We start from the raw sequence: 19,066 nt of genomic DNA, 5'->3' as shown, positions 1-19,066 counted from the left end.
TTTTTTTGCCAGGTGTTCAAAAGGTCTATGAAATATTTTTTATCTTAACAGAACTAAATATTAAAAAATACATAAATGCAGATAATTATGGGTATGCCCGGTGGTTTTGAGATTGTAATTATTGTTATGATAATACTCCTTCTGTTCGGAGCTAAACGAATTCCGGAGCTGGCCCGAGGTATTGGTCAGGGTATCCAGGAGTTTCGAAAGGCTTCGGATGATATCAAAAAGGAGATAGATAAAGGTGCTGATGATATTAAAAATTCAGCCTCAGCGCGACCTTCTAAGGAAACTGAATCAGAATCTAACTCAGATAAATAAACCGACGGTTATTACATGAAGAATTTGCTCACGACTCAGGATGAGCTTTCAGCAGGAAAAACCACCCTGCAGGAAATAGTTGAACAATACATTGAATCGATTGATTCAAATAACAGTTCGGTAAATGCGATCGTATCTTTGGATAAAGAAGATGCTCTTGAACAGGCCGGCAGAATTCAGGAGAAAATAAAAGAGGGAAGTGCCGGCAAGCTGGCCGGTTCTGTTGTGGCCGTAAAGGACCTGATCTGTGAAAAAGGGAAGAAAACTACCTGCTCAAGCAATATCCTCAGAAATTTTGAGAGTGTATATAATGCTACTGTGATTGATAAACTCGCGGCAGAAGATGCACTTTTCCTGGGCAGAGCCAACATGGATGAATTCGCGATGGGATCATCTACTGAAAACTCTATTCACGGACCGGCAAGGAATCCACACAACACAGATCATGTAACCGGCGGATCCAGTGGCGGCAGTGCAGCGGCTGTAGCTGCAGGGATGAGCAGCATGTCACTCGGGTCGGATACGGGCGGATCCATTCGTCAGCCTGCGTCGTATTGCGGCGTTGTAGGGCTGAAGCCAACCTATGGACGGGTATCGCGATATGGACTCGTGGCTTATGCATCTTCCTTTGATTGCATCGGGCCGTTTACAAATAGTGTTATGGACGCAGCTCTGATGCTTGAACAACTTGCGGGAAGTGATCCGATGGATCAATCCACAGCCGATGAACCGGTAGAGGAGTATAGCAAGGCGCTCGAGAACACTGAGAAATTAACGATAGGTGTGCCGGATGAGTATTTTGGAGATGGACTTGATTCTGAAGTCCGGTCAGTCGTGGAAGATCATCTGAAAAGTCTGGAAGCTGAAGGACATTCACTGGTTCCAATCAATTTACCGCATACGGAATACGCTATCGCGACCTATTACATCCTGGCGACAGCGGAAGCATCCAGTAATCTTGCGCGCTATGACGGAATTCGATACGGCCACCGCGCAGATTTTGACCAGGTGGAAGAAGAGCTGAAAAAAGAGCAGATTGCGTTGGAAAAACGTCTTGAAGTAGCCACCGGCAAAGAGCACGAAGAGCTGCTTGAATCGATTGCAAAAGCAGATTCTCCGCTTATCCGACTCTATAAAAACTCCAGAACCGAGGGTTTCGGTACCGAAGTGAAACGCCGAATTCTGCTCGGAACCTATGTTCTGAGTGCGGGATATTACGACGCCTATTTTGGAAAGGCACAACGAGTGCGGCGCCTCATCAAGCAAGATTTTCAGGAAGCGTTTGAAAAAGTTGATGTGATCGTTTCTCCCACCGCACCAACCACCGCTTTTAAACTGGGTGAAAATCAGGATGATCCTGTTCAGATGTATCTGAACGACATTTATACGATTTCGGCGAATCTTTCCGGGATCTGCGGAATCAGCGTACCAGCCGGAACACATTCCAACGGGCTGCCGGTGGGAATCCAGTTTATGGCCGACAGTTTTAAAGAACAAAATATTTTGCGGGCCGGCCGGGCTGTTGAATTGCTGCACGGATAACCAGAATATGAATGAATCCAACCGGTTAAAAGGCAAATGGGCAGTGATTACCGGGGCAACTTCCGGAATTGGAAAATCTGCAGCCAAACTTTTTGCCGAAGCGGGGTGTAACCTGATATTAACCGGACGGAGGGAAGAGAGACTTTCTGATTTTGCCAAAGAACTGAAAAGCAACTTTCAGGTTCAGTGTGATACTTCCGTTTTTGATGTGCGGGATCGCACGGCTTGCAGCGATTTCGTCGATTCCATTTCTCATCCTGTGGATATTCTCATCAACAACGCGGGACTGGCCGTCGGGACTGATCCCGTTGATGCCGGCGATTTCGATGACTGGGACCGAATGATTGATACCAATGTCAAAGGCCTGCTCAATATTACGCGCTTGATGACTCCATCCATGAAAAAACACGGAAGCGGTCATATCATCAACATCGGGTCGATTGCCGGACACGAAGCCTACCCTGGCGGGGTGGTTTACTGTGCCACTAAGCATGCGGTTCATGCCATAACTCAATCTATGAAAAAAGATCTTCATGGAACTAATAACCGGGTGAGTGAGGTTTCCCCCGGCCTTGTAGAAACAGAGTTCAGCAATGTGCGATTTAAGGGTGATGATAACCGCGCTGATGATGTTTACAAAGGCATGAAACCATTAACCGCGCTGGATATTGCTGAAATTGTTCAATTTATAGCGAACCGGCCGGATCACGTAAATATTATGGATGTTGTGGTTTTCCCCGTTCAGCAATCCTCTGCAACTATGATCGATCGAAACTCCTGAATGATGAAAATTTCCCCCCCGGTATTAGTTCTGAGTTCTGTACTGATTGTTCTGCTTTTTGTGTCGTGCGGAGAGGAGGGAGCCGGACTCGAATTTGAACAGCAGGATCGGGCAGTTCCTGAATTTAACGCAGATAATGCCTATCAATTTATTGAAGACCAGGTGAATTTCGGGCCGCGGGTTCCCAATTCAAGTGCCCATGTTCAGACAAAAGATTATATCAGAGATCAGCTTGCAGCAGTAGCCGGTGACCGCAATGTGTTTGTTCAGGAGTTTCAGCAGGAGGTCTACGGTGAGGAGCTGACGATGTTTAACATCCTGGCGTCTTTTGGAGTGCATCACGAAGACAGAATTGTGCTGGCCGCGCATTGGGATACGAGACCACGGGCCGAAGAAGATCCCGTTGATCCGGAAAGCCCGATACTGGGAGCGGATGATGGCGGCAGCGGAGTTGGGGTGCTGCTTGAAATGGCCCGGATTTTTTCAGAAAACGAACCGCCGATCGGCGTGGATATTGTCTTTTTTGATGGTGAGGATTACGGGGAAGTTTCTGATCTCGATAACTATTTTTTAGGGGCAAGACAGTGGGGAAATCACCCGCCGGTTCCGGGGTATAGTCCGCGGTTTGGGATTTTGCTCGATATGGTTGGAGGTGAAAACGCCATCTTTTCCAAAGAAGGATATTCCATGAGGTTTGCCCCGAACCTGGTAAATGAAATCTGGAGAATTGGGGATGAACTTGGTTACGGGCACTTTTTTGTGGATCAGCGGGGTGGAAATGTTGCCGATGATCATATCATTGTTCAGCAGCTCACAGGCATTCCTATGATTAACATCATCCATCATACACCGGCAGATGGCGGCGGTGTTCAATTTCCTCCCTACTGGCATACCCACAACGATACGATGGAAATCATCGACCGGGAAACGTTGCAGGCTGTTGGTGATGTAGTACTGGAACTGATTTATAACCGGATACCGACATGAATTATTTAAAGCTGATTATAGAATTATCAGAACATTACCAGGAGCATGTCATCGCTGAGCTGATGGATATGGATTTCTACGGATTTGAACAACAGAAGAACCGGCTGATTGCTTATGTAGAAAAACCGCGGTTTAATGACAGTCACCGGGAAGAAATTGAGCAGTTAATTGCCGCATTGCCGGACGCTTCATTTGTTGAGTTGAGTGATCTGGAAGAGGAGAACTGGAACGCCACTTGGGAAGAGAGCATTCAGCCGCAGGTTATCGGGTCGTTTTATGTGCGGCCAACCTGGTCAACAGCTGAACCACCGGAGGATAAAGTCGTGCTGGAAATAGATCCCAAAATGTCGTTTGGGACAGGCTATCACGCAACCACACGGTTGATGCTTCGACAGATTGACCGGCTTGATTGCAGCAATAAAAGAGTTCTTGATGCGGGAACAGGAACCGGTATTCTTGCCATTGCATCCTGCAAAAAAGGTGCAAAACATGCCATCGGATTCGATTTTGATCCGTGGTGCAAACGGAATGCTGATGAAAACGTGCTGATCAACCAGGTACAATCCCGCGTTGAAATACGGCTTGGAGGTTTTGAGCAGGTGGAAGATGAAAAACCGTTCGATCTTATCTTTGCCAATATCAATCGAAACGTGATACTTGAGTTTTTGAACCAGATGATTGATCTGCTTGCTGATGACGGTATACTTTCACTCTCGGGATTACTGGACTCGGATGAAAGCCGAATCCGCGAGGAGCTTGAGAAATATCCTGTATCTGTTACACACCTTGAGAGAGAAGAGGAGTGGATCATGCTTCAGGTGGAGAAAGAGAATTAGCAATGATCAGGGCTTCCATAGACATTGGTACAAATTCGGTACTTTTACTGGTCGCAGAGTTGAAAAACGGTGAAGTAACGGTTATTCGGGAAGAGCAGCGAATTCCACGGCTCGGCAAGGGAGTAGATTTAAATGGAAATCTATCATTATCCGCTCAGGAACGCGTACTTGCCAACCTGGAAGAGTATCGCCAAATACTGGAACATCACTATCCCGAAACTTCAGAACAGGTAATTGTAACGGCAACTAGTGCTGTACGGGATGCATCAAACCGAAAAGAATTTATGGATGCGATTCGGAAGCAGACGGGATGGGAAACCGTACTTCTTTCAGGGGACGATGAAGCTCGTACAACCTACAGCGGCGCGCTGGCAGTATTGCCCGGTGATGAATCAGGTATTCCGTGTACCGTTCTCGATATTGGCGGAGGCAGCACGGAGTTTGCATCAGGTATAGGAACGGCACTTTATGATTGGAAATCACTGGATATGGGGAGTGTTCGTTTCACAGAGCGGTTCTTGAAAAGTAACCCACCCTCAAAAGCTGAGGTTGAACGCGCAAGTGAAGCAGCAGGAAAAATGCTTGAAACCTGGCAGCCAAATCCTCAAAAAATTACAAAACTGATAGGTGTAGCGGGAACGGTAACCTCAATGGCTGGCATTCATCTGAATCTGCAGGAGTATGATATTGATAGAATAAATGGCCACACACTCCCTCTGGAATATGTAAAAGAGATGATCGGGGTGTTTTGCACGATGGAAACAGAAAAGATAGAGAAAAAATACCCGGTTTTTTTAACAGGCAGGGCAGATGTGATTACCGGTGGGCTGATAATTCTGGCAAAGGTAATGGACTATTTTTCAGTTGGAGAGATAACGGTATCAACCGGTGGAATTCGCCATGGGATTTTGCTGGATCCAAAATTTATGGAATAAAAAAAGGCGCTCAGTAATTCTGGAGCGCCTTTATCTGTCTTGATATGTTTTTACTGGTTTAGAACGAGAACCGGAGTCCGGCGCCAAGTACAAACTGGTTTGCGTTTCCGCCAAGTCCGCCGAGTTTTGCTTCAGCAAAGAGATCGGCAAAATCGAGAGCATATTCAACGCCGCCACCGAGGTTGAGGCCAAACTCAGAATCACTGTCAGATACTGTTGTAGTAGAGCCCATAAAGGTATCTGAATATTCAAATGAGAATCCGGTAATGTTCAGTCCACCAAGAGCATAAACGATCAATCCATCTTCATCTAAGAAGAGGTAATGTGCGTTTAAGTTCAGTTCCCAAACGGTCACATCAGTATTGCCTTCACTTTTCGGGAAATAGAAAGTGAAATCACCACCACCTCTTATTTCCGGAGTAAATGCATAATAACCGTCAGCACGGATACCTAAATCATTATCGAGACTCCCAAAGCCGAAACCAACTCCGGAACCAAATACGAGTCCTACTCCAGCTTTAAAGTCGCCTTCCTGAACTTGTGCCTCTGCAGTATTGATAATTGGTGATGTGCTATAGATTAAAGCTGTGACAAATAGGATAGCAAGTAGTTTTTTCATAGTTGTATTCTTATGTTATGGTGTTTATTAATAAATTTAGTTTTTGCTGTCTACTCTTATTGCGTATAGCAGCGGTAATAAGTATCACGAAATTTTTTTTTAATGTCTATAGATTCTGAAAAAGATCAACATTCACAACGAGATGATGCATCGAAGAGTAGTCTTCAGGATGAAACCTACGTCAGAAATGCTCTTTCCGGGGATCAGAAGGCGTATCAGAAGCTGACTGAAAAGTACCGGCGCCCGTTGCAATATCATGTATCAAGGATGGTAAAAGAGAGTGAACAGGTAGAAGATCTTGTACAGGAAGCGTTTGTAAAAGCGTTTGATAATCTTGAATCTTACAATAGCAGTTACGCTTTTTCTACATGGCTTTATCGTATTACCACCAATCATACGATCGATTATCTGAGAAAGAAAAAACTGCAGACCACATCTATTGACAAACCGATCAAAACCCGAGACGGTGAGCTTTCGTTTGAACTGCCTGATGAGGATGCTGAAACGGACCGTTCGATCATCAAGCGTGAAAGAAAAAAAATCATAACTACAGCGATCGAAAATCTACCTGACAAATACCGTCAGGTTATAGAAATGAGACACATCGAAGAGCTGAGCTACCAGGAAATTTCTGATAAGCTTGATCTGCCGCTGGGAACCGTAAAGGCTCATATTTTCAGGGCAAGAGAGATGCTCTACAAAGCTCTGAAAGATAAACGGCACAAGTTTTAATTTTTTTTGATAGCTATAAGGTTTGCTTTACGCTATCAATATGGGGGGGCAGTACTTTGTTCTATCCTAAGAATTAAACCAGAAATCTAACCCTATCATCACAAATGTTTAGTACTCGAATCAATTTATTCACTCTTTTTGCAATATGTACTGCATTATTTCTAATAACGGGCTGTAGCGATGATTCTCCTACAGGCGCCGATCCGGAAGATGCACCTGATTTTCCGCAAGCACAGCCGGTTGAAATTGATAACTCGCTGTTTGAAGGCGAAAATGTTACCGGATCGGAATACGAGGCTTTCAACCTGGCATCCAGTTATGCACAGTCTGCGCAAATGAATGTACAGACGTCCATGATGTTCGGAATGAGCTACTTCACTTTTCTGCAGCAAAATCAGGCAGAATATGAGGATGGGGTATTTAACTGGACGTTCTCCTTCACTGAAGGCGGTGAATCCCTAACCATTCGGGCTACCGCTGAAGAGTCCGCTGGTCAGGTGTTATGGACACTCTACATGTCGGGCTACTGGGATGATATGGAAGAATCCCTGGATGAATTTAAGCTGCTCACCGGTACAGTTTCGGAAGATGGACAGAGTGGCCAGTGGAGATACTATACTCCGGAATATCCCGATGATCCGTTTCTGCAATACGACTGGGCGGTATCCGGCGATGACCAGGTCTCTTTCACTTCAACGATAATGGAACCCGAAGAAGAGTATCAGCTCATTGTAGATTATCAGCGAGATGGTACAGATAACTGGCTGACCTATAGCGGGGTAGATACGATGGATGATGTTTTAATCTTTTGGGATGGAAGTTCAGGTGCCGGCTATATTGAGCAGGCGGGCGGAGAACGAGAGTGCTGGGATGAAACCTTCGCAGAGGCTTCCTGCAGTTAAACTGATATCAGACACTGTCTTGTTATCGATGAAATGATGATATGTCGGGTTAAGGAAAGAGCCTCATCCGCTGACTTCACGTCAGCGGATGAGTGGATAGGGCTACATGTTACCCTTTCAGCTTTTGCGATGGATAATGTAAAAGTCGGACAATTCACCGGATGAAGCGAATTCATCCGGTGAAGATTTGCACCAAATATACCCGTTCCTACATCAATGACACGATACTAAGTAATGGTAAATAATCAGTTTCAAGTCATCGGATGAGTCATGAATGAATCATACATTGATTAAGCATGCCTCGATTTTTTGGTAAACTCATCCGATGACTAAACGAGTTCCTGCAGATGTTTAGTGAATTCAAAACATAAAAAAACCTCAGTTTCATGGTGAAACTGAGGTTTTTATATTTTAAAGTGATATTGATGGCAAAAAATCAGGCATGTTTGGCAAGCTGACTGTCAAGCCAAATTCTGATTTCCCTGCGGGTCATCTGCTCATTTTGCAGCTTCTCATATAGCATTCGCTCGATTCTTAAAGCTTCCTCTTTATCTTTAATATCGTGTGCGTCGGCATATTCATTAATGAATGAGAGTACATTCTCACCTTTCTCACGCTGGAATATTTCACTTGGCGTGCCACGCTTACCGGTCACTTCCGTTCTCGGTTTTGATGCCGGTTGAGTTGACCAGCTGTAGTCATACTTCAGATCTTTCCGATTGATTATTGACATAACGCTCCGTGATTATTTCTGAACATTTCAGTTTCACTTCTCAATAGTCTAACCAGAAACACGGTAATTTTGTTTCGTATACATTCTTTTTCGGAGTTTACAGGTGTTTTATTATTCATAACTGGTTTAGTATCCCGACCCTTTGGGTCGGAAAAGCATAGATGTCCCCCTTCGAAGGGGGAAAGCGAACGGAGAGAGCAGGGGGGATGACTTTCTGAATTTAGAAATACCCCTGTATTGGTTATTAAGCACAAAATTTCATCCCCCATTGCCCCCCTTCGAGAGGCTGTGAGGGAATTGTTTTCCAAAGAAAATGCACTTAAAAATAGTAAGATTTCTGCCATTTTCTCAGCTCCCAGACTTTCTGACCCACCCCCGTCCCCTTCCGCCGAGAGTCGGACAGGCTCCTATCGCGCCCTAACGGGACTTGATAGGGAGGGGAGCTTCAATACAAGCTTTCATACCTTAACAAATAATAAATGTCTACAAATGAGAGGGTAAATTCTCACAGCCTCTAAACGGGGGACACTCCTGAATAAACTCCATATCGAACATAAAAGTTATGGGTTTACAGTTGATATCTCGTCTGCTTGCAGCGAGGTAGTTCATTTCGAATTAGAATCTTTCCGATTGAGTTCATACAGGTCGGTGCGGCGGTCCCGTAAAATGCGAACGCTTCCCTGTTCGTGGAGCTCTTTCAGAAGGCCGAGATCCACATCTGCAATAAGCATCATTTCAGTATTCGGGGTTGCTTCCGTTTTGATGCCCGTTGTTGGAAACGCAAAATCGCAGGGCGTAAACACTACGGACTGGCCGTACTGAATGTCCATGTTGTGAACTTTAGGCAGGTTTCCTACGCTGCCGGCAACTGCCACATAGCACTCATTTTCAATTGCGCGGGCCATAGCACAGTTTCTCACCCGGGAATAACCGTTTTGTGTGTCGGTCATGAAAGGCACGAACAGAATATCTATTCCATCCAGGGCGAGCAGCCGCGAAAGCTCAGGGAACTCAACGTCGTAGCAGATCAGAATTCCCACCCGGCCGGCATCGGTTTCATACGTTTTTAAAGTATTTCCGCCGCTCATTCCCCACGCTTTTACCTCATCCGGGGTGACGTGAAGTTTTTCATATTTTTCAATCTCGCCGTTGCGTTTGCATAGATGTCCGACGTTATAGAGGCCATCTTCCCGAACTTCGGGCATACTTCCGGTGATGATATTAATGTTATAGCTGACTGCAAATTCCGCAAATGTATCGCGCAGCCGGTCTGTGTAAGCTGCAAGTTTCCGGATGGCGGCCGCTTCTGTCAGGTTGTTGTACTCCGCCATCAGAGGTGCGTTAACATATTCGGGGAAGAGGAGAAAATCAGCATTGTATCCCGATACGCAGTCTACAAAATATTCAATCTGTTCCACAAGGTCGTCGAATCCTTTATAAGAGCGCATCTGCCACTGTACAAGCCCCATTCGTACCACAGATTTTTCGGGAGTGAATGTGGATGAATCAGAAGGTTTTTCATAGTAAACATTTGTCCATTCCAGCAGCGCCGCATGCTCATGTGAGGCCTCATCTTCGGGAAGATAGTTCTTGGCAAGCCGTTTGACGTGAAAATCGTTGGAGAGCTGAAAACTCAATACCGGGTCGTAGATCTCTTTCGATCTCACTTTTTGGATATATTCCTTTGCCGTCATATCCTCATGATGCTTATGGAAATTCGGCAGGCGTCCCCCCAGTACAATTCCGCGCAGGTTCAGTTCTTCGCACAGCTCTTTTCTGTAATCATACATTCTGCGTCCCAGGCGCATACCGCGATAATCGGGATGAACCATCACATCGAGGCCGTAAAGTGTATCTCCATTGGGCGTATGCGTTTCGAATGTATCATTGGCGGTCATTTCAATGTAGGTATGCTTCTCATCAAACCGTTTGTAATCAATCAGAATGGAGAGGGCTGCAGCGGCCATCACTCCATCAACCATCACAACGATCTGACCTTTTGGGAAACGATTGATCAGCGTGTCTACATGCTTTTTCTCCCATGCCGGATCTTCAACCCGGGGATAGCAGGTGAGCATCAGATCCCGAAGCTGAGGGTACTGATCACGCGTCAAATATTTGATCTCAACTTTATCGTAGGTTGTCATATCTGCGTATTAAATTAGGAGTTTTCACTCTCAACAAGATAAATTCCGTCATCTTCAATTCGGATTAAATCTTTTCTGTAGAGCAGACCAATCGCTTTTTTATAGGTTTTCTTGCTCATTTCGAGTCGTGCCCGAATATGGTCGGGGTTGCTTTTATCGTGCAAATCCAAATATCCGTCGCCCTGCAGAAGGATGTCGTAAATTTTATCGGCATTCGGGCCTACCTTTTCATAGCCAAACGGGCGCAGGGTCACATCAATTTTGTTATCCGGACGGATTTGTTTGATGAATCCCTTGTGTTTCTCGCCGTACCGGAGGTTCTGGAAAATATCATCTTCATAAATGAGCCCTTCATGTTTTTGATTGATGATCACATTTCGGCCAAGATCACTTTTGTTCCAGATAATTAAATCAACTTTTTCTTTCTCCTTTACCGTGAGTGTTTTTTCGGTGAGATATCGCTCAATTTTTGTTGTTCCCGTTAACCGCTCTGATTTTCGGTCGATGTACAGGTAAACCAGGTTTTTGCGCCCTTCCATCATTCGGTTGCTCTGCTCACTAAATGGAATGAACAGATCTTTACTGATTCCCCAATCCATAAATGCTCCGTGCTGGGTTACCTCCTTCACTTCAAGGAGTTCAATTTGATTCAGTGTGATGGTGGGCTGAAATGTAGTGGCGGTATCGAGACCGGTATTGTCCTGGTAGATAAATACTTCAATGGAATCACCGGGATCAAATTCCTTGTCTGTGTCATTAAATGGCATAAATATAGTTTTACCTCCATCGAACTCAAGCAGGTAGCCATCTTTCTGTTTCAGTTTTACCGTGGTTTTTTGGAATGTACCGGGAGTTGACATGATTCAATCTAAGATTCAATATATTTTATACTGATGAAAATACAGGGATACTCGGTAATCACCAATCTGTATTGTATCATAAAACGAATTTCGGGAGTATGCTGTTATTCCCATCAGGCAACCAAAAATCTTGTACTTACATATGAAGATACGATTACTGTATTCAATCCTTGTCCTATTGATCATCTCAGCTTGCAGTATGCCGGAAGGGCCGGTGCCGTTATCTGGTGAAGCGCCCGAAGCGGAAGGATGGGATGCCGAAGTTTTGATTAGCGAACTTGAACACCCCTGGTCTGTTGCCTGGCTTCCGGAGGGAGATAACAATATGCTGATCACAGAAAGACCCGGAAGATTACGGATTGTGGAAAGAGGCCAGCTTCAGCCGAGAACCATATCCGGACTGCCCGACATGTATGTGAGCGGTCAGGGCGGGCTGCTGGATGTATCCCTGCATCCCAACTTCGAAGTGAATCGGCGGGTGTATCTTACCTATGCTACCGGCGATGAGGATGCTAATCGCACAACTGTGGGAATGGGGGAACTTCACGAATACGAACTTCAAAATTTCAGGGAGATATTCCGGGTAAGTGATGATAAATCAGACGATCAGCATTTTGGATCGAGAATTTTGTGGGTCAGTGAAAATAAATTTCTGTTGTCACTGGCTGATGGAGGGAATTATGTGCGGTTTGATGGCGGATGGATTCGGGAACAGGCGCAGAACCCTGAAACGCACCTCGGGAAAGTTTTGAAACTGACGGATGAAGGCGAACCGGCGGAGGATGGCCCATTTCTGGAGGATGAAAACGCTCTGCCTGAAATCTGGACAACCGGGCACCGAAACATCCAGGGCCTCGCGCTCGACCCTGAAAGCGGAAGAGTTTGGGCGAATGAACACGGTTCCCGCGGGGGCGATGAACTGAATCTGCTTAAGCCGGGCGCTAATTACGGATGGCCGGAAGTGACGTATAGCCGGGAATACCACTACACACGCATTTCTGATGAAACCTCAAAGCCGGGCATGGAAGACCCGAAAGTGGTTTGGACTCCCGCACAGGCTCCGAGCGGACTCGCATTTTACACCGACAGCCGTTTTCCCGACTGGCAGGGAGATCTGTTCAGCGGCGGCTTGGTGGGTGAACAGGTACGGAGAATTATCCTGGATGGCGAAACCGTAACGGGCGAAGAATCCATCACACTGGGGCGCAGGGTGAGGGATGTACGCCAGGGGCCGTCTGGATATTTATATGTGCTCACAGATCATGAGAATGGGGAGCTGATCCGCATTATACCGTCATATTGAAACTGATGTGCCACAAAAACAGTTATTCACACAAACCCATTAATAGGATATTGTTTTATGCCTGAAGGCCCGGAGATTCATCGTGAAGCCGATATGATCAGAAATGCTATCGGCGGAGAAGAATGCAGATACATCTTTTTTTATCATGAACACCTGAAGCCGTATGAAAAGAAGCTTTCAGGCTCGATGATTCGATCCGTAGAAGCATTTGGAAAGGGACTTGTGATTGGTTTTTCAATCGATTTGAATATGTTCAGCCATAATCAGCTTTATGGTAAATGGTTCATTAAATCTGCAGGAGAATACCCAAATACCAATCGTAAGCTAAGGGTTGAGCTCCAGACGCCTCAGAAGTCAGCACTTCTTTACAGCGCGAGCGAAATCGAAGTGTTGGATAATGAATCCATAAAAATGCACACTTACCTGGGCGGTCTTGGTCCGGATATCCTTAAACCGATTTCAGCAGATGAAATCGTTGAAAGGTGCAGGATGGATGCGTTCAAAAGGCGATCATTTGCGGCCCTGCTACTGGATCAATCATTTTTGAGCGGGATAGGCAATTATCTAAGAACAGAAATACTGTTCGACTCGGGAATCGATCCATCTGATTCCCCCGGGAAACTATCTGATGAACAACTTGAACAGTTTGCAAAATCTGCGATTACAATTTCTCACCGGGCCTATGAATCGGGCGGAATAACGGCAAGTGATAATTGGGTTCAAGCTGCGAAAAAGAACGGAGAGAAGCGGCGGAGTTACCGGCACTATCTATTTAACAGAGATGAAGAATCGTGCAGAATCTGTGGTGCGGAGATCGTAAAATTGAACAAATCAGGCCGAAGAATTTATGTTTGCCCTGAGTGCCAGGGGATGAATTGAGAGTTATGGTAAAACGATCCATTACTGCAATCTATCAAAACAAATCCCTATTTTCAGCGCATGAACATTGAGTCGTGTGTACTGTGCGGTAATGCAGAGACCGAAAGAATTTATAAAGATGAGACCCGGATGGAAGTTGTACGGGATTACTACCTTTGCAGTGAATGCAGGCTGATTTTTGTACCGCCTTCCCAAAGGCTGAGTGTCGAGGAGGAATTTTCACGGTACGAAATGCATGAAAATAATCCCGGTGATCCCGGTTATCGTAAATTTCTAAGCCGCATGTTTAATCCGCTGGTGGGTAAACTTCCTGAAAAGAGTTCCGGACTCGACTTTGGCTCCGGTCCGGGCCCAACACTCCACCTGATGTTTGAATCAGCGGGTCACTCCATGAAAATTTACGATCCGTTTTATGCGAAAGATCTGGCGGTATTTGATGAAACCTATGATTTCATTACAACTACAGAAACGGCTGAACATCTGTATGATCCATGGATGGAACTCAACCGGCTCTGGAACTGCCTTAAACCGGGAGGATATCTGGGCGTGATGACCCGGCGCTGGACAAGTGTGGAAAAATTTAAAAAGTGGCACTACAAAAATGACGATACCCACGTGATATTTTTTCACGAAGACACCTTTCACTGGCTAAAAAAACGGTGGGGTGCAGAACTGGATATTTACAAAAGAGACGTTGTGATTTTTAGAAAAGGACGAACAGGTTGACAATTATTGAATATCGAATATTCAACATTTGTCAACTTCTTTTTTACTAACACCGGCAGCTCATTTAATTCTGCCCGGAGAATTCCTTATCTCTGATAATTGGGAAGACCAGTGTAAACGTCGTGCCTTTTCCTATTCCGCCACTGTTAACCTCAATTTTACCGCCCATTTCTTTCATGTACGTGGCGCTGCTGTGCAGGCCAAAACCGTGCACCTTTTTCTTCGTTGTGTATGTATGGGAAAATATTTTATCCAGATTTTCTGCTTTAATTCCCGATCCGTTATCTGATACTGACAAATAGACTTTGTAGGGATCCTCCCAGCTTTTAATCGTCAGATGTCTATTTTCAGGGTGATTATCTTCCATGGATTCACCGGCATTTTTAATAAAGTTTACCAAAACGTGAATCAGTTTGGAGCGTTGTGCAATAACCGGGGTTTCAGCATTTAATTCATTGGTGACGGATAGTTTATACTGATCAACCAAATCATCCTGCAATGACAGCGTAGCTTCTACAACTTCGGTAAGAGAAGTTTCGGTAGTTTCCTGAGGTGAAGAAGCATGATTTTGCTGGGCTGTAATCACATCATTGATAATGTTAATTTTCTTTTCGAGCCGTTCCGATTGTGTAACAATACTCTCCCGTTCTTTTTTCAACGGTTCTTCCAGTTTCAGGTAATATTGCAACAGTTTTTTCCCTTTGGGGTTTTGAAAAATAAACTGATCAATATGATCAATATGTTCCCTCAACAGTTGATTGGCTTTAATCAGCCCTTCAACCTTAGAGTTTTTAGCGGTATCCATAATGTAGCAATTGGAGCTGTTTACACTGCTCAGAACATTAGCCACGTTGTGGAGCACCCCGGCAGCAATTTCAGCCATTCCGGCTTTCTCTGATTTTTTAACAAGCTCATCTTCAGCAATCTTCAGCTGATCGATAACCGAATCAATTTCCTTCATTCGTTTGCCCAGCTCCTTATTGAGTCTCTCATTCTCTTCTTTTATTTCATCAATCTCATGGCGTACAGAAACAACATTTTTTCCATATTCGATATATCCATAGATTAAAAAACATCCTACCACTATAGTAAGCACAACGTAATACCAGATCGACCACCAGGGGGCGGCTGCCAATTCGGTTTCCCCGGAACTCTTTTCTATCCAATCCGAAGTATTTCCGGAGGCGTTTATGGGGAGGGTATACACGTCGGATGTGAGATGTGGATTGATATCCGTGTGTTGTGAAAAGCTGACATCATCAGCAAGCGGATGACCCTGAAACGTACCGGCAGGAACCAGGGATGGTAATGAAATCATCAGGACTGCACATAAACACGAAATAAGCGATAGTACAATGTAAAAAATGGATCTGTTTTTCATTTTTTCAACAATAATTTTCAATGCTTCTGTTAGAAATATCTGAATACTTTAAAAGTGTTCTCATTAATCGGGTTTTATCAACCGGTTTTGAAATAAAGTCATCGGCTCCGGTTCGAATACATTCCTCACGATCTTCAGCCATAGCGGAAGCCGTTAAAATGATAATAGGAACATGTTTGCCTGTATTTTTTTCCCTCTTCCGAATTTCTTTCGTAGCCTCATGACCACCCATGTCGGGCATCTGAATATCCATAAGAATTGCACCATACTCAGTTACTTCAAATGCATCAAGAGCTTCAGCTCCGGTCTCGACAAAATCTACAGTTACTCCCTCCGTTTCGAGAAACTTTTGAACAACAAGCTGACTCATTTTGTCGTCCTCTGCAGTCAAAATTTTCATCCCCTTTAAAGGATATGCTGCAGTTTTTGAAGTAAAAACGGTATCGTGGTTTCCATTCAGAGTTTTTTCATTCGTGAACTTCTTTAGCGGAATCGTAAACCAAAACGTAGATCCTTGTTCCGGTACACTTTCTACCCCAACCGCACCCTGCATCAATTCAGCAAGCTCCTTGCATATTGCCAACCCGAGCCCTGTACCTCCGAATTTTCTTGTAGTGGAGGTGTCGGCCTGTTTAAAAGGGTAAAAAATACCTTCCAGTTTATCATCCGGGATACCAAGGCCGGTATCTTTCACGTGAAATTTTACAATACATTCATTTTCATTCTGTTCAATCAGATCTGCATCAATCGAAACACTGCCTTCTTCGGTGAATTTTACCGCATTACTGCCAAAATTCAGGAGCAGCTGCTTGACCCTGGTTGGATCACCCACCAGTGTTTCCGGTACATTTTCATCAATTGTGTAATCAATTTTCACTCCTTTCGCTTTTGAATTAAAGGAGATGACTTGAACCACTTCAGAAATGATATCCCGGGGTTCAAAAGGCACAAATTCGAGATCCAGTTTTCCAGCTTCAATTTTTGAGAAATCAAGGATGTCGTTTACGATCCGGAGAAGCGAATCCGCACTTTTTTTCACCATTTCAGTCAGTTTTCGCTGTTTGGGGTCGAGCTCCGTTTCTAAGAGCATAGAGTTCATCCCCATTACACCATTCATTGGAGTGCGAATTTCGTGACTCATTGTAGCCAGGAAGGCACTCTTGGTTTCGGTGGCTTTTTCAGCTGTCTCTTTCATTTTTCTGAGCTCTTTCACTAATGTTTTTAGTTCCCTTGTTCGGGCATGCACCTCAAATTCAAGTTTATCGGTGTAGGAAAGTGATTCTTGCCTGAGATTCCATTTGGTCGTTAGTGAAAGAGCGGCTTGTTTGAGGGCAGTCGTATCAAACGGTTTCTTCATGAAGAGCAGCTTATCCGTGTTTCCCAGAACATTAATGATCTGATCCCAGGAATAATCAGAGTAAGCTGAACAAATAACGATTTCAGTGTATGGATGATCTGCCCATATTTTTTTGGTGGTTTCGATTCCATCCATGCCGGGCGGCATTCTAACGTCCATGAACACAACCGAGTAGGGATCACCTTCTGACTTTGCAGCATCGATCATATGCAATGCTTCCTGGCCCTGGTAGGCATGATCAATATCAAATGTGGTTTCCGCAAGTACATCCGGCACGGTCAGCACTGCAGTGCCAAAAAGGGAATCCTCCATCATCCGCAAATCCATATCAGAATTGTTTTTATTGATCGACAGGATTGCCTCGATATCTTCATGAATCGACTCATTGTCATCGACCAATAAAATTCTTTGCCTGTTATTCATTCCTGCTCTTTTCCACGTGCAGTCAAGCACGGATGATATCGTTCAATATGGTTTGCCTTATGATGTAGCTTTTTATCGGCAGATAAAACGATGAAACTAAGTCATAATTAAATAAAGTATTTATCTTTTTGAATGAAGAAGAATCACAAATGTCCAAAACGATAAATGAATTTGAAAGAAGATTAAAACCTTGAATACGATCTGTCCTTCTTTTTCGCAGATTATCGCTGAGTTTATCGCAGAAATACGCAGATATGCACAGAAAATCTTCGGGAATTAAAAATACCTTTATTGAAGATTCGAGCAAAGCCAAACAATGTGAAGCATTCTTGCGGCGAACGGTACTAACGGAGCAAGAAACTTTTAAAAATGTAATGCATGATCTGAAAGTTTATTTCAGTAAAGGCTTAGACCTACCGATTCACGAATCAAATAACTGAGATTTTTTTACTACTACGTAGAGCTGGCAAGTGTCAACAGATTAAATTGAAGTCTAAAACGAGCCTCAAAAGATATGATATGAGTAATTAGGCATATTTAATTGTCAGGGTTTCACTCTCAGACTACAAACAAATTTTTAGGGGAGAAAAGAGAAGGATGTTTCACAATAGAAAATAAAAAAGCCGTAAAGAATTGTTAAATAATACTTTACGGCTTGTTGAGAGTACCCGAGAGAGGACTTGAACCTCCACGTCCGTGAGGACATACGCACCTGAAGCGCACGCGTCTACCAATTCCGCCACTCGGGCATTTGTTTCAAGACTCCAAAAATAGCAACATTTTTAATTATATAGCAATCTTTTTTTTGAATTTTTCAGGGTGCAGGGTGCAGGGTGCAGGGTTTGTCAATCCCTGACAACCAATAACTAATACCAATCTGCTAATCCCTTTATACCAGAGGCTGAGAGGAGTCACATCTCTTAGTAAGAGTCGGGTCTGGAAAAGCACCGGAAGCTGTGGGCCTCGCTGTCAGGTTTTTTACTTTTCACCTTTTACTTTTTCCAAAATCAAATTCTTTGAAAAATTCCCACTCTTTACCGCTGTGTTTAAGCAGGTGGAGGCGATCTGCGCTGAATGAACTCTCAAAATCCCGCTCCCGAAATTCCGGCCATGCTTTGTGAAACATTTTTTTTGTGAGATCTCGTGTAGCGATGGTCAGATGCGGATGTATCTCCAGGTTGAGTTCGCGCTCAGTAAATTCAAGTTTGTCTTCAAGCAGCCGGTTCAGGTTGGAGTGGAGTATCACGATCGGCTCGTGGTTCACAATTTTCAAAAAGATCACACGTGGCGGAAATGCATCAAATCCATTTATCTTCACTTCAAAGGGTTCGATTATTGAACTGAATTTCTGCAGGGTTTCAATCAGGTGAAGTTCGACGTCTTCTTCACGCCGAAAAGGCATTTGAAGCGTGATGTGCGCGGGGGCTTTTAAGGCGTGAGATGCGTTGTATTGTTCCTTCATCTCCAGCTTTAACTGACGTACGGATTCCCTGAGATTCTCTGGCGGTATCAGCGCAATCAGGTAGAGATTTTTTGGCATTAGTTAGGTTTTCCATCAATTGAAAAGAATGGTGAGTTGCTGCATCACCATGAATGCTTCAA

General features: G+C 44.4%; 18 protein-coding genes and 1 tRNA gene. 11 read left to right on the top strand and 8 right to left on the bottom strand.

Annotation, left to right across the window (positions count from 1 at the left end; genetic code table 11):
• The first annotated feature begins 75 nt into the window (after positions 1-75).
• The 6 genes from DYD21_RS19060 to DYD21_RS19035 are packed head-to-tail and all read left to right on the top strand — an operon-like array spanning position 76 to position 5,402.
• Complete coding sequence (locus DYD21_RS19060) at positions 76-321, top strand: twin-arginine translocase TatA/TatE family subunit (protein WP_116038606.1); 246 nt, start codon at positions 76-78, stop codon at positions 319-321.
• Between the two features lie 15 nt (positions 322-336).
• Positions 337-1,863: an amidase family protein gene (locus DYD21_RS19055; protein WP_116038605.1), complete on the top strand. Its 1,527-nt coding sequence runs from the start codon at positions 337-339 to the stop codon at positions 1,861-1,863.
• A gap of 7 nt (positions 1,864-1,870) precedes the next feature.
• On the top strand, positions 1,871-2,644 hold the full coding sequence (locus DYD21_RS19050; protein ID WP_116038604.1) for an SDR family NAD(P)-dependent oxidoreductase: 774 nt from the start codon (positions 1,871-1,873) through the stop codon (positions 2,642-2,644).
• A 3-nt stretch (positions 2,645-2,647) separates the two neighbouring features.
• Positions 2,648-3,631, top strand: coding sequence for a M28 family peptidase (locus tag DYD21_RS19045; protein WP_116038655.1), 984 nt, complete (start codon positions 2,648-2,650; stop codon positions 3,629-3,631).
• Positions 3,628-4,467 (top strand): 50S ribosomal protein L11 methyltransferase, encoded by an 840-nt coding sequence (prmA, locus tag DYD21_RS19040; RefSeq protein ID WP_116038603.1) that lies wholly within the window; start codon positions 3,628-3,630, stop codon positions 4,465-4,467. The genes DYD21_RS19045 and prmA overlap by 4 nt, the downstream gene beginning before the upstream one ends.
• Entirely contained in the window at positions 4,434-5,402 is a 969-nt protein-coding gene (locus tag DYD21_RS19035; RefSeq protein ID WP_233505588.1) for a Ppx/GppA phosphatase family protein, read from the top strand. The genes prmA and DYD21_RS19035 overlap by 34 nt, the downstream gene beginning before the upstream one ends.
• A 58-nt stretch (positions 5,403-5,460) precedes the next feature.
• Here the strand turns inward: DYD21_RS19035 and DYD21_RS19030 are convergent, their stop codons facing one another.
• Complete coding sequence (locus DYD21_RS19030) at positions 5,461-6,021, bottom strand: outer membrane beta-barrel protein (protein ID WP_116038602.1); 561 nt, start codon at positions 6,019-6,021, stop codon at positions 5,461-5,463.
• A 102-nt stretch (positions 6,022-6,123) separates the two neighbouring features.
• On the opposite strand from DYD21_RS19030, the gene DYD21_RS19025 reads away from it, so the two are divergent.
• The gene (locus DYD21_RS19025) at positions 6,124-6,753 is read left to right on the top strand and encodes an RNA polymerase sigma factor (RefSeq protein WP_116038601.1); all 630 of its coding nucleotides are present in this window, start codon (positions 6,124-6,126) and stop codon (positions 6,751-6,753) included.
• Positions 6,754-6,857: 104 nt separating this feature from the next.
• Entirely contained in the window at positions 6,858-7,655 is a 798-nt protein-coding gene (locus DYD21_RS19020; RefSeq protein ID WP_116038600.1) for a hypothetical protein, read from the top strand.
• A 436-nt stretch (positions 7,656-8,091) separates the two neighbouring features.
• On the opposite strand, the gene DYD21_RS19015 is transcribed toward DYD21_RS19020, so the two are convergent.
• The 3 genes from DYD21_RS19015 to DYD21_RS19005 form a co-directional block, all read right to left on the bottom strand.
• A complete protein-coding gene (locus tag DYD21_RS19015) occupies positions 8,092-8,388 on the bottom strand; it encodes a hypothetical protein (RefSeq protein WP_116038599.1) in 297 nt (98 codons plus the stop codon).
• A gap of 605 nt (positions 8,389-8,993) precedes the next feature.
• Entirely contained in the window at positions 8,994-10,535 is a 1,542-nt protein-coding gene (locus DYD21_RS19010) for a bifunctional GNAT family N-acetyltransferase/carbon-nitrogen hydrolase family protein (RefSeq protein WP_116038598.1), read from the bottom strand.
• A gap of 14 nt (positions 10,536-10,549) precedes the next feature.
• Entirely contained in the window at positions 10,550-11,395 is an 846-nt protein-coding gene (locus tag DYD21_RS19005) for a S1 RNA-binding domain-containing protein (RefSeq protein ID WP_116038597.1), read from the bottom strand.
• A 142-nt stretch (positions 11,396-11,537) separates the two neighbouring features.
• Here DYD21_RS19005 and DYD21_RS19000 point away from each other — a divergent pair, with 142 nt between their 5' ends.
• Genes DYD21_RS19000 through DYD21_RS18990 form a run of 3 tightly spaced genes read left to right on the top strand, consistent with a single transcriptional unit; the run spans position 11,538 to position 14,303 of the window.
• Positions 11,538-12,698 (top strand): PQQ-dependent sugar dehydrogenase, encoded by a 1,161-nt coding sequence (locus DYD21_RS19000; RefSeq protein WP_116038596.1) that lies wholly within the window; start codon positions 11,538-11,540, stop codon positions 12,696-12,698.
• A 57-nt stretch (positions 12,699-12,755) separates the two neighbouring features.
• The gene (gene nei / locus DYD21_RS18995) at positions 12,756-13,577 is read left to right on the top strand and encodes an endonuclease VIII (protein ID WP_116038595.1); all 822 of its coding nucleotides are present in this window, start codon (positions 12,756-12,758) and stop codon (positions 13,575-13,577) included.
• A gap of 60 nt (positions 13,578-13,637) precedes the next feature.
• Positions 13,638-14,303: a class I SAM-dependent methyltransferase gene (locus DYD21_RS18990; RefSeq protein WP_199535610.1), complete on the top strand. Its 666-nt coding sequence runs from the start codon at positions 13,638-13,640 to the stop codon at positions 14,301-14,303.
• A 64-nt stretch (positions 14,304-14,367) separates the two neighbouring features.
• Here the strand turns inward: DYD21_RS18990 and DYD21_RS18985 are convergent, their stop codons facing one another.
• The 4 genes from DYD21_RS18985 to DYD21_RS18965 form a co-directional block, all read right to left on the bottom strand.
• On the bottom strand, positions 14,368-15,621 hold the full coding sequence (locus tag DYD21_RS18985; RefSeq protein WP_158607374.1) for a sensor histidine kinase: 1,254 nt from the start codon (positions 15,619-15,621) through the stop codon (positions 14,368-14,370).
• Between the two features lie 67 nt (positions 15,622-15,688).
• Positions 15,689-17,464: a response regulator gene (locus DYD21_RS18980; protein ID WP_116038593.1), complete on the bottom strand. Its 1,776-nt coding sequence runs from the start codon at positions 17,462-17,464 to the stop codon at positions 15,689-15,691.
• A 665-nt stretch (positions 17,465-18,129) separates the two neighbouring features.
• A tRNA-Leu gene (locus DYD21_RS18970) sits at positions 18,130-18,213 on the bottom strand.
• Positions 18,214-18,449: 236 nt separating this feature from the next.
• A complete protein-coding gene (locus DYD21_RS18965) occupies positions 18,450-19,004 on the bottom strand; it encodes a 2'-5' RNA ligase family protein (RefSeq protein ID WP_116038591.1) in 555 nt (184 codons plus the stop codon).
• Positions 19,005-19,066: the final 62 nt, after the last annotated feature.

The organism is Rhodohalobacter sp. SW132, assembly GCF_003390325.1.
In the GTDB taxonomy this organism is placed as follows: Bacteria; Bacteroidota; Rhodothermia; order Balneolales; family Balneolaceae; genus SW132.
The sequence above is the reverse complement of the archived record's forward strand: the minus strand, read 5'-3'. Positions and strand labels throughout refer to the sequence as shown.

Coding starts and splice junctions, on each gene's coding strand:
- DYD21_RS19015 (WP_116038599.1), bottom strand. CDS start 8,388: ATGTCAATAATCAATCGGAAAGATCTGAAGTATGACTACAGCTGGTCA.
- DYD21_RS19050 (WP_116038604.1), top strand. CDS start 1,871: ATGAATGAATCCAACCGGTTAAAAGGCAAATGGGCAGTGATTACCGGG.
- DYD21_RS18985 (WP_158607374.1), bottom strand. CDS start 15,621: ATGATTTCATTACCATCCCTGGTTCCTGCCGGTACGTTTCAGGGTCAT.
- nei (WP_116038595.1), top strand. CDS start 12,756: ATGCCTGAAGGCCCGGAGATTCATCGTGAAGCCGATATGATCAGAAAT.
- DYD21_RS19005 (WP_116038597.1), bottom strand. CDS start 11,395: ATGTCAACTCCCGGTACATTCCAAAAAACCACGGTAAAACTGAAACAG.
- DYD21_RS18965 (WP_116038591.1), bottom strand. CDS start 19,004: ATGCCAAAAAATCTCTACCTGATTGCGCTGATACCGCCAGAGAATCTC.
- DYD21_RS19055 (WP_116038605.1), top strand. CDS start 337: ATGAAGAATTTGCTCACGACTCAGGATGAGCTTTCAGCAGGAAAAACC.
- DYD21_RS19060 (WP_116038606.1), top strand. CDS start 76: ATGCAGATAATTATGGGTATGCCCGGTGGTTTTGAGATTGTAATTATT.
- DYD21_RS19045 (WP_116038655.1), top strand. CDS start 2,648: ATGAAAATTTCCCCCCCGGTATTAGTTCTGAGTTCTGTACTGATTGTT.
- DYD21_RS19010 (WP_116038598.1), bottom strand. CDS start 10,535: ATGACAACCTACGATAAAGTTGAGATCAAATATTTGACGCGTGATCAG.
- DYD21_RS18990 (WP_199535610.1), top strand. CDS start 13,638: ATGAACATTGAGTCGTGTGTACTGTGCGGTAATGCAGAGACCGAAAGA.
- DYD21_RS18980 (WP_116038593.1), bottom strand. CDS start 17,464: ATGAATAACAGGCAAAGAATTTTATTGGTCGATGACAATGAGTCGATT.
- DYD21_RS19000 (WP_116038596.1), top strand. CDS start 11,538: ATGAAGATACGATTACTGTATTCAATCCTTGTCCTATTGATCATCTCA.
- DYD21_RS19030 (WP_116038602.1), bottom strand. CDS start 6,021: ATGAAAAAACTACTTGCTATCCTATTTGTCACAGCTTTAATCTATAGC.
- prmA (WP_116038603.1), top strand. CDS start 3,628: ATGAATTATTTAAAGCTGATTATAGAATTATCAGAACATTACCAGGAG.
- DYD21_RS19020 (WP_116038600.1), top strand. CDS start 6,858: ATGTTTAGTACTCGAATCAATTTATTCACTCTTTTTGCAATATGTACT.
- DYD21_RS19025 (WP_116038601.1), top strand. CDS start 6,124: ATGTCTATAGATTCTGAAAAAGATCAACATTCACAACGAGATGATGCA.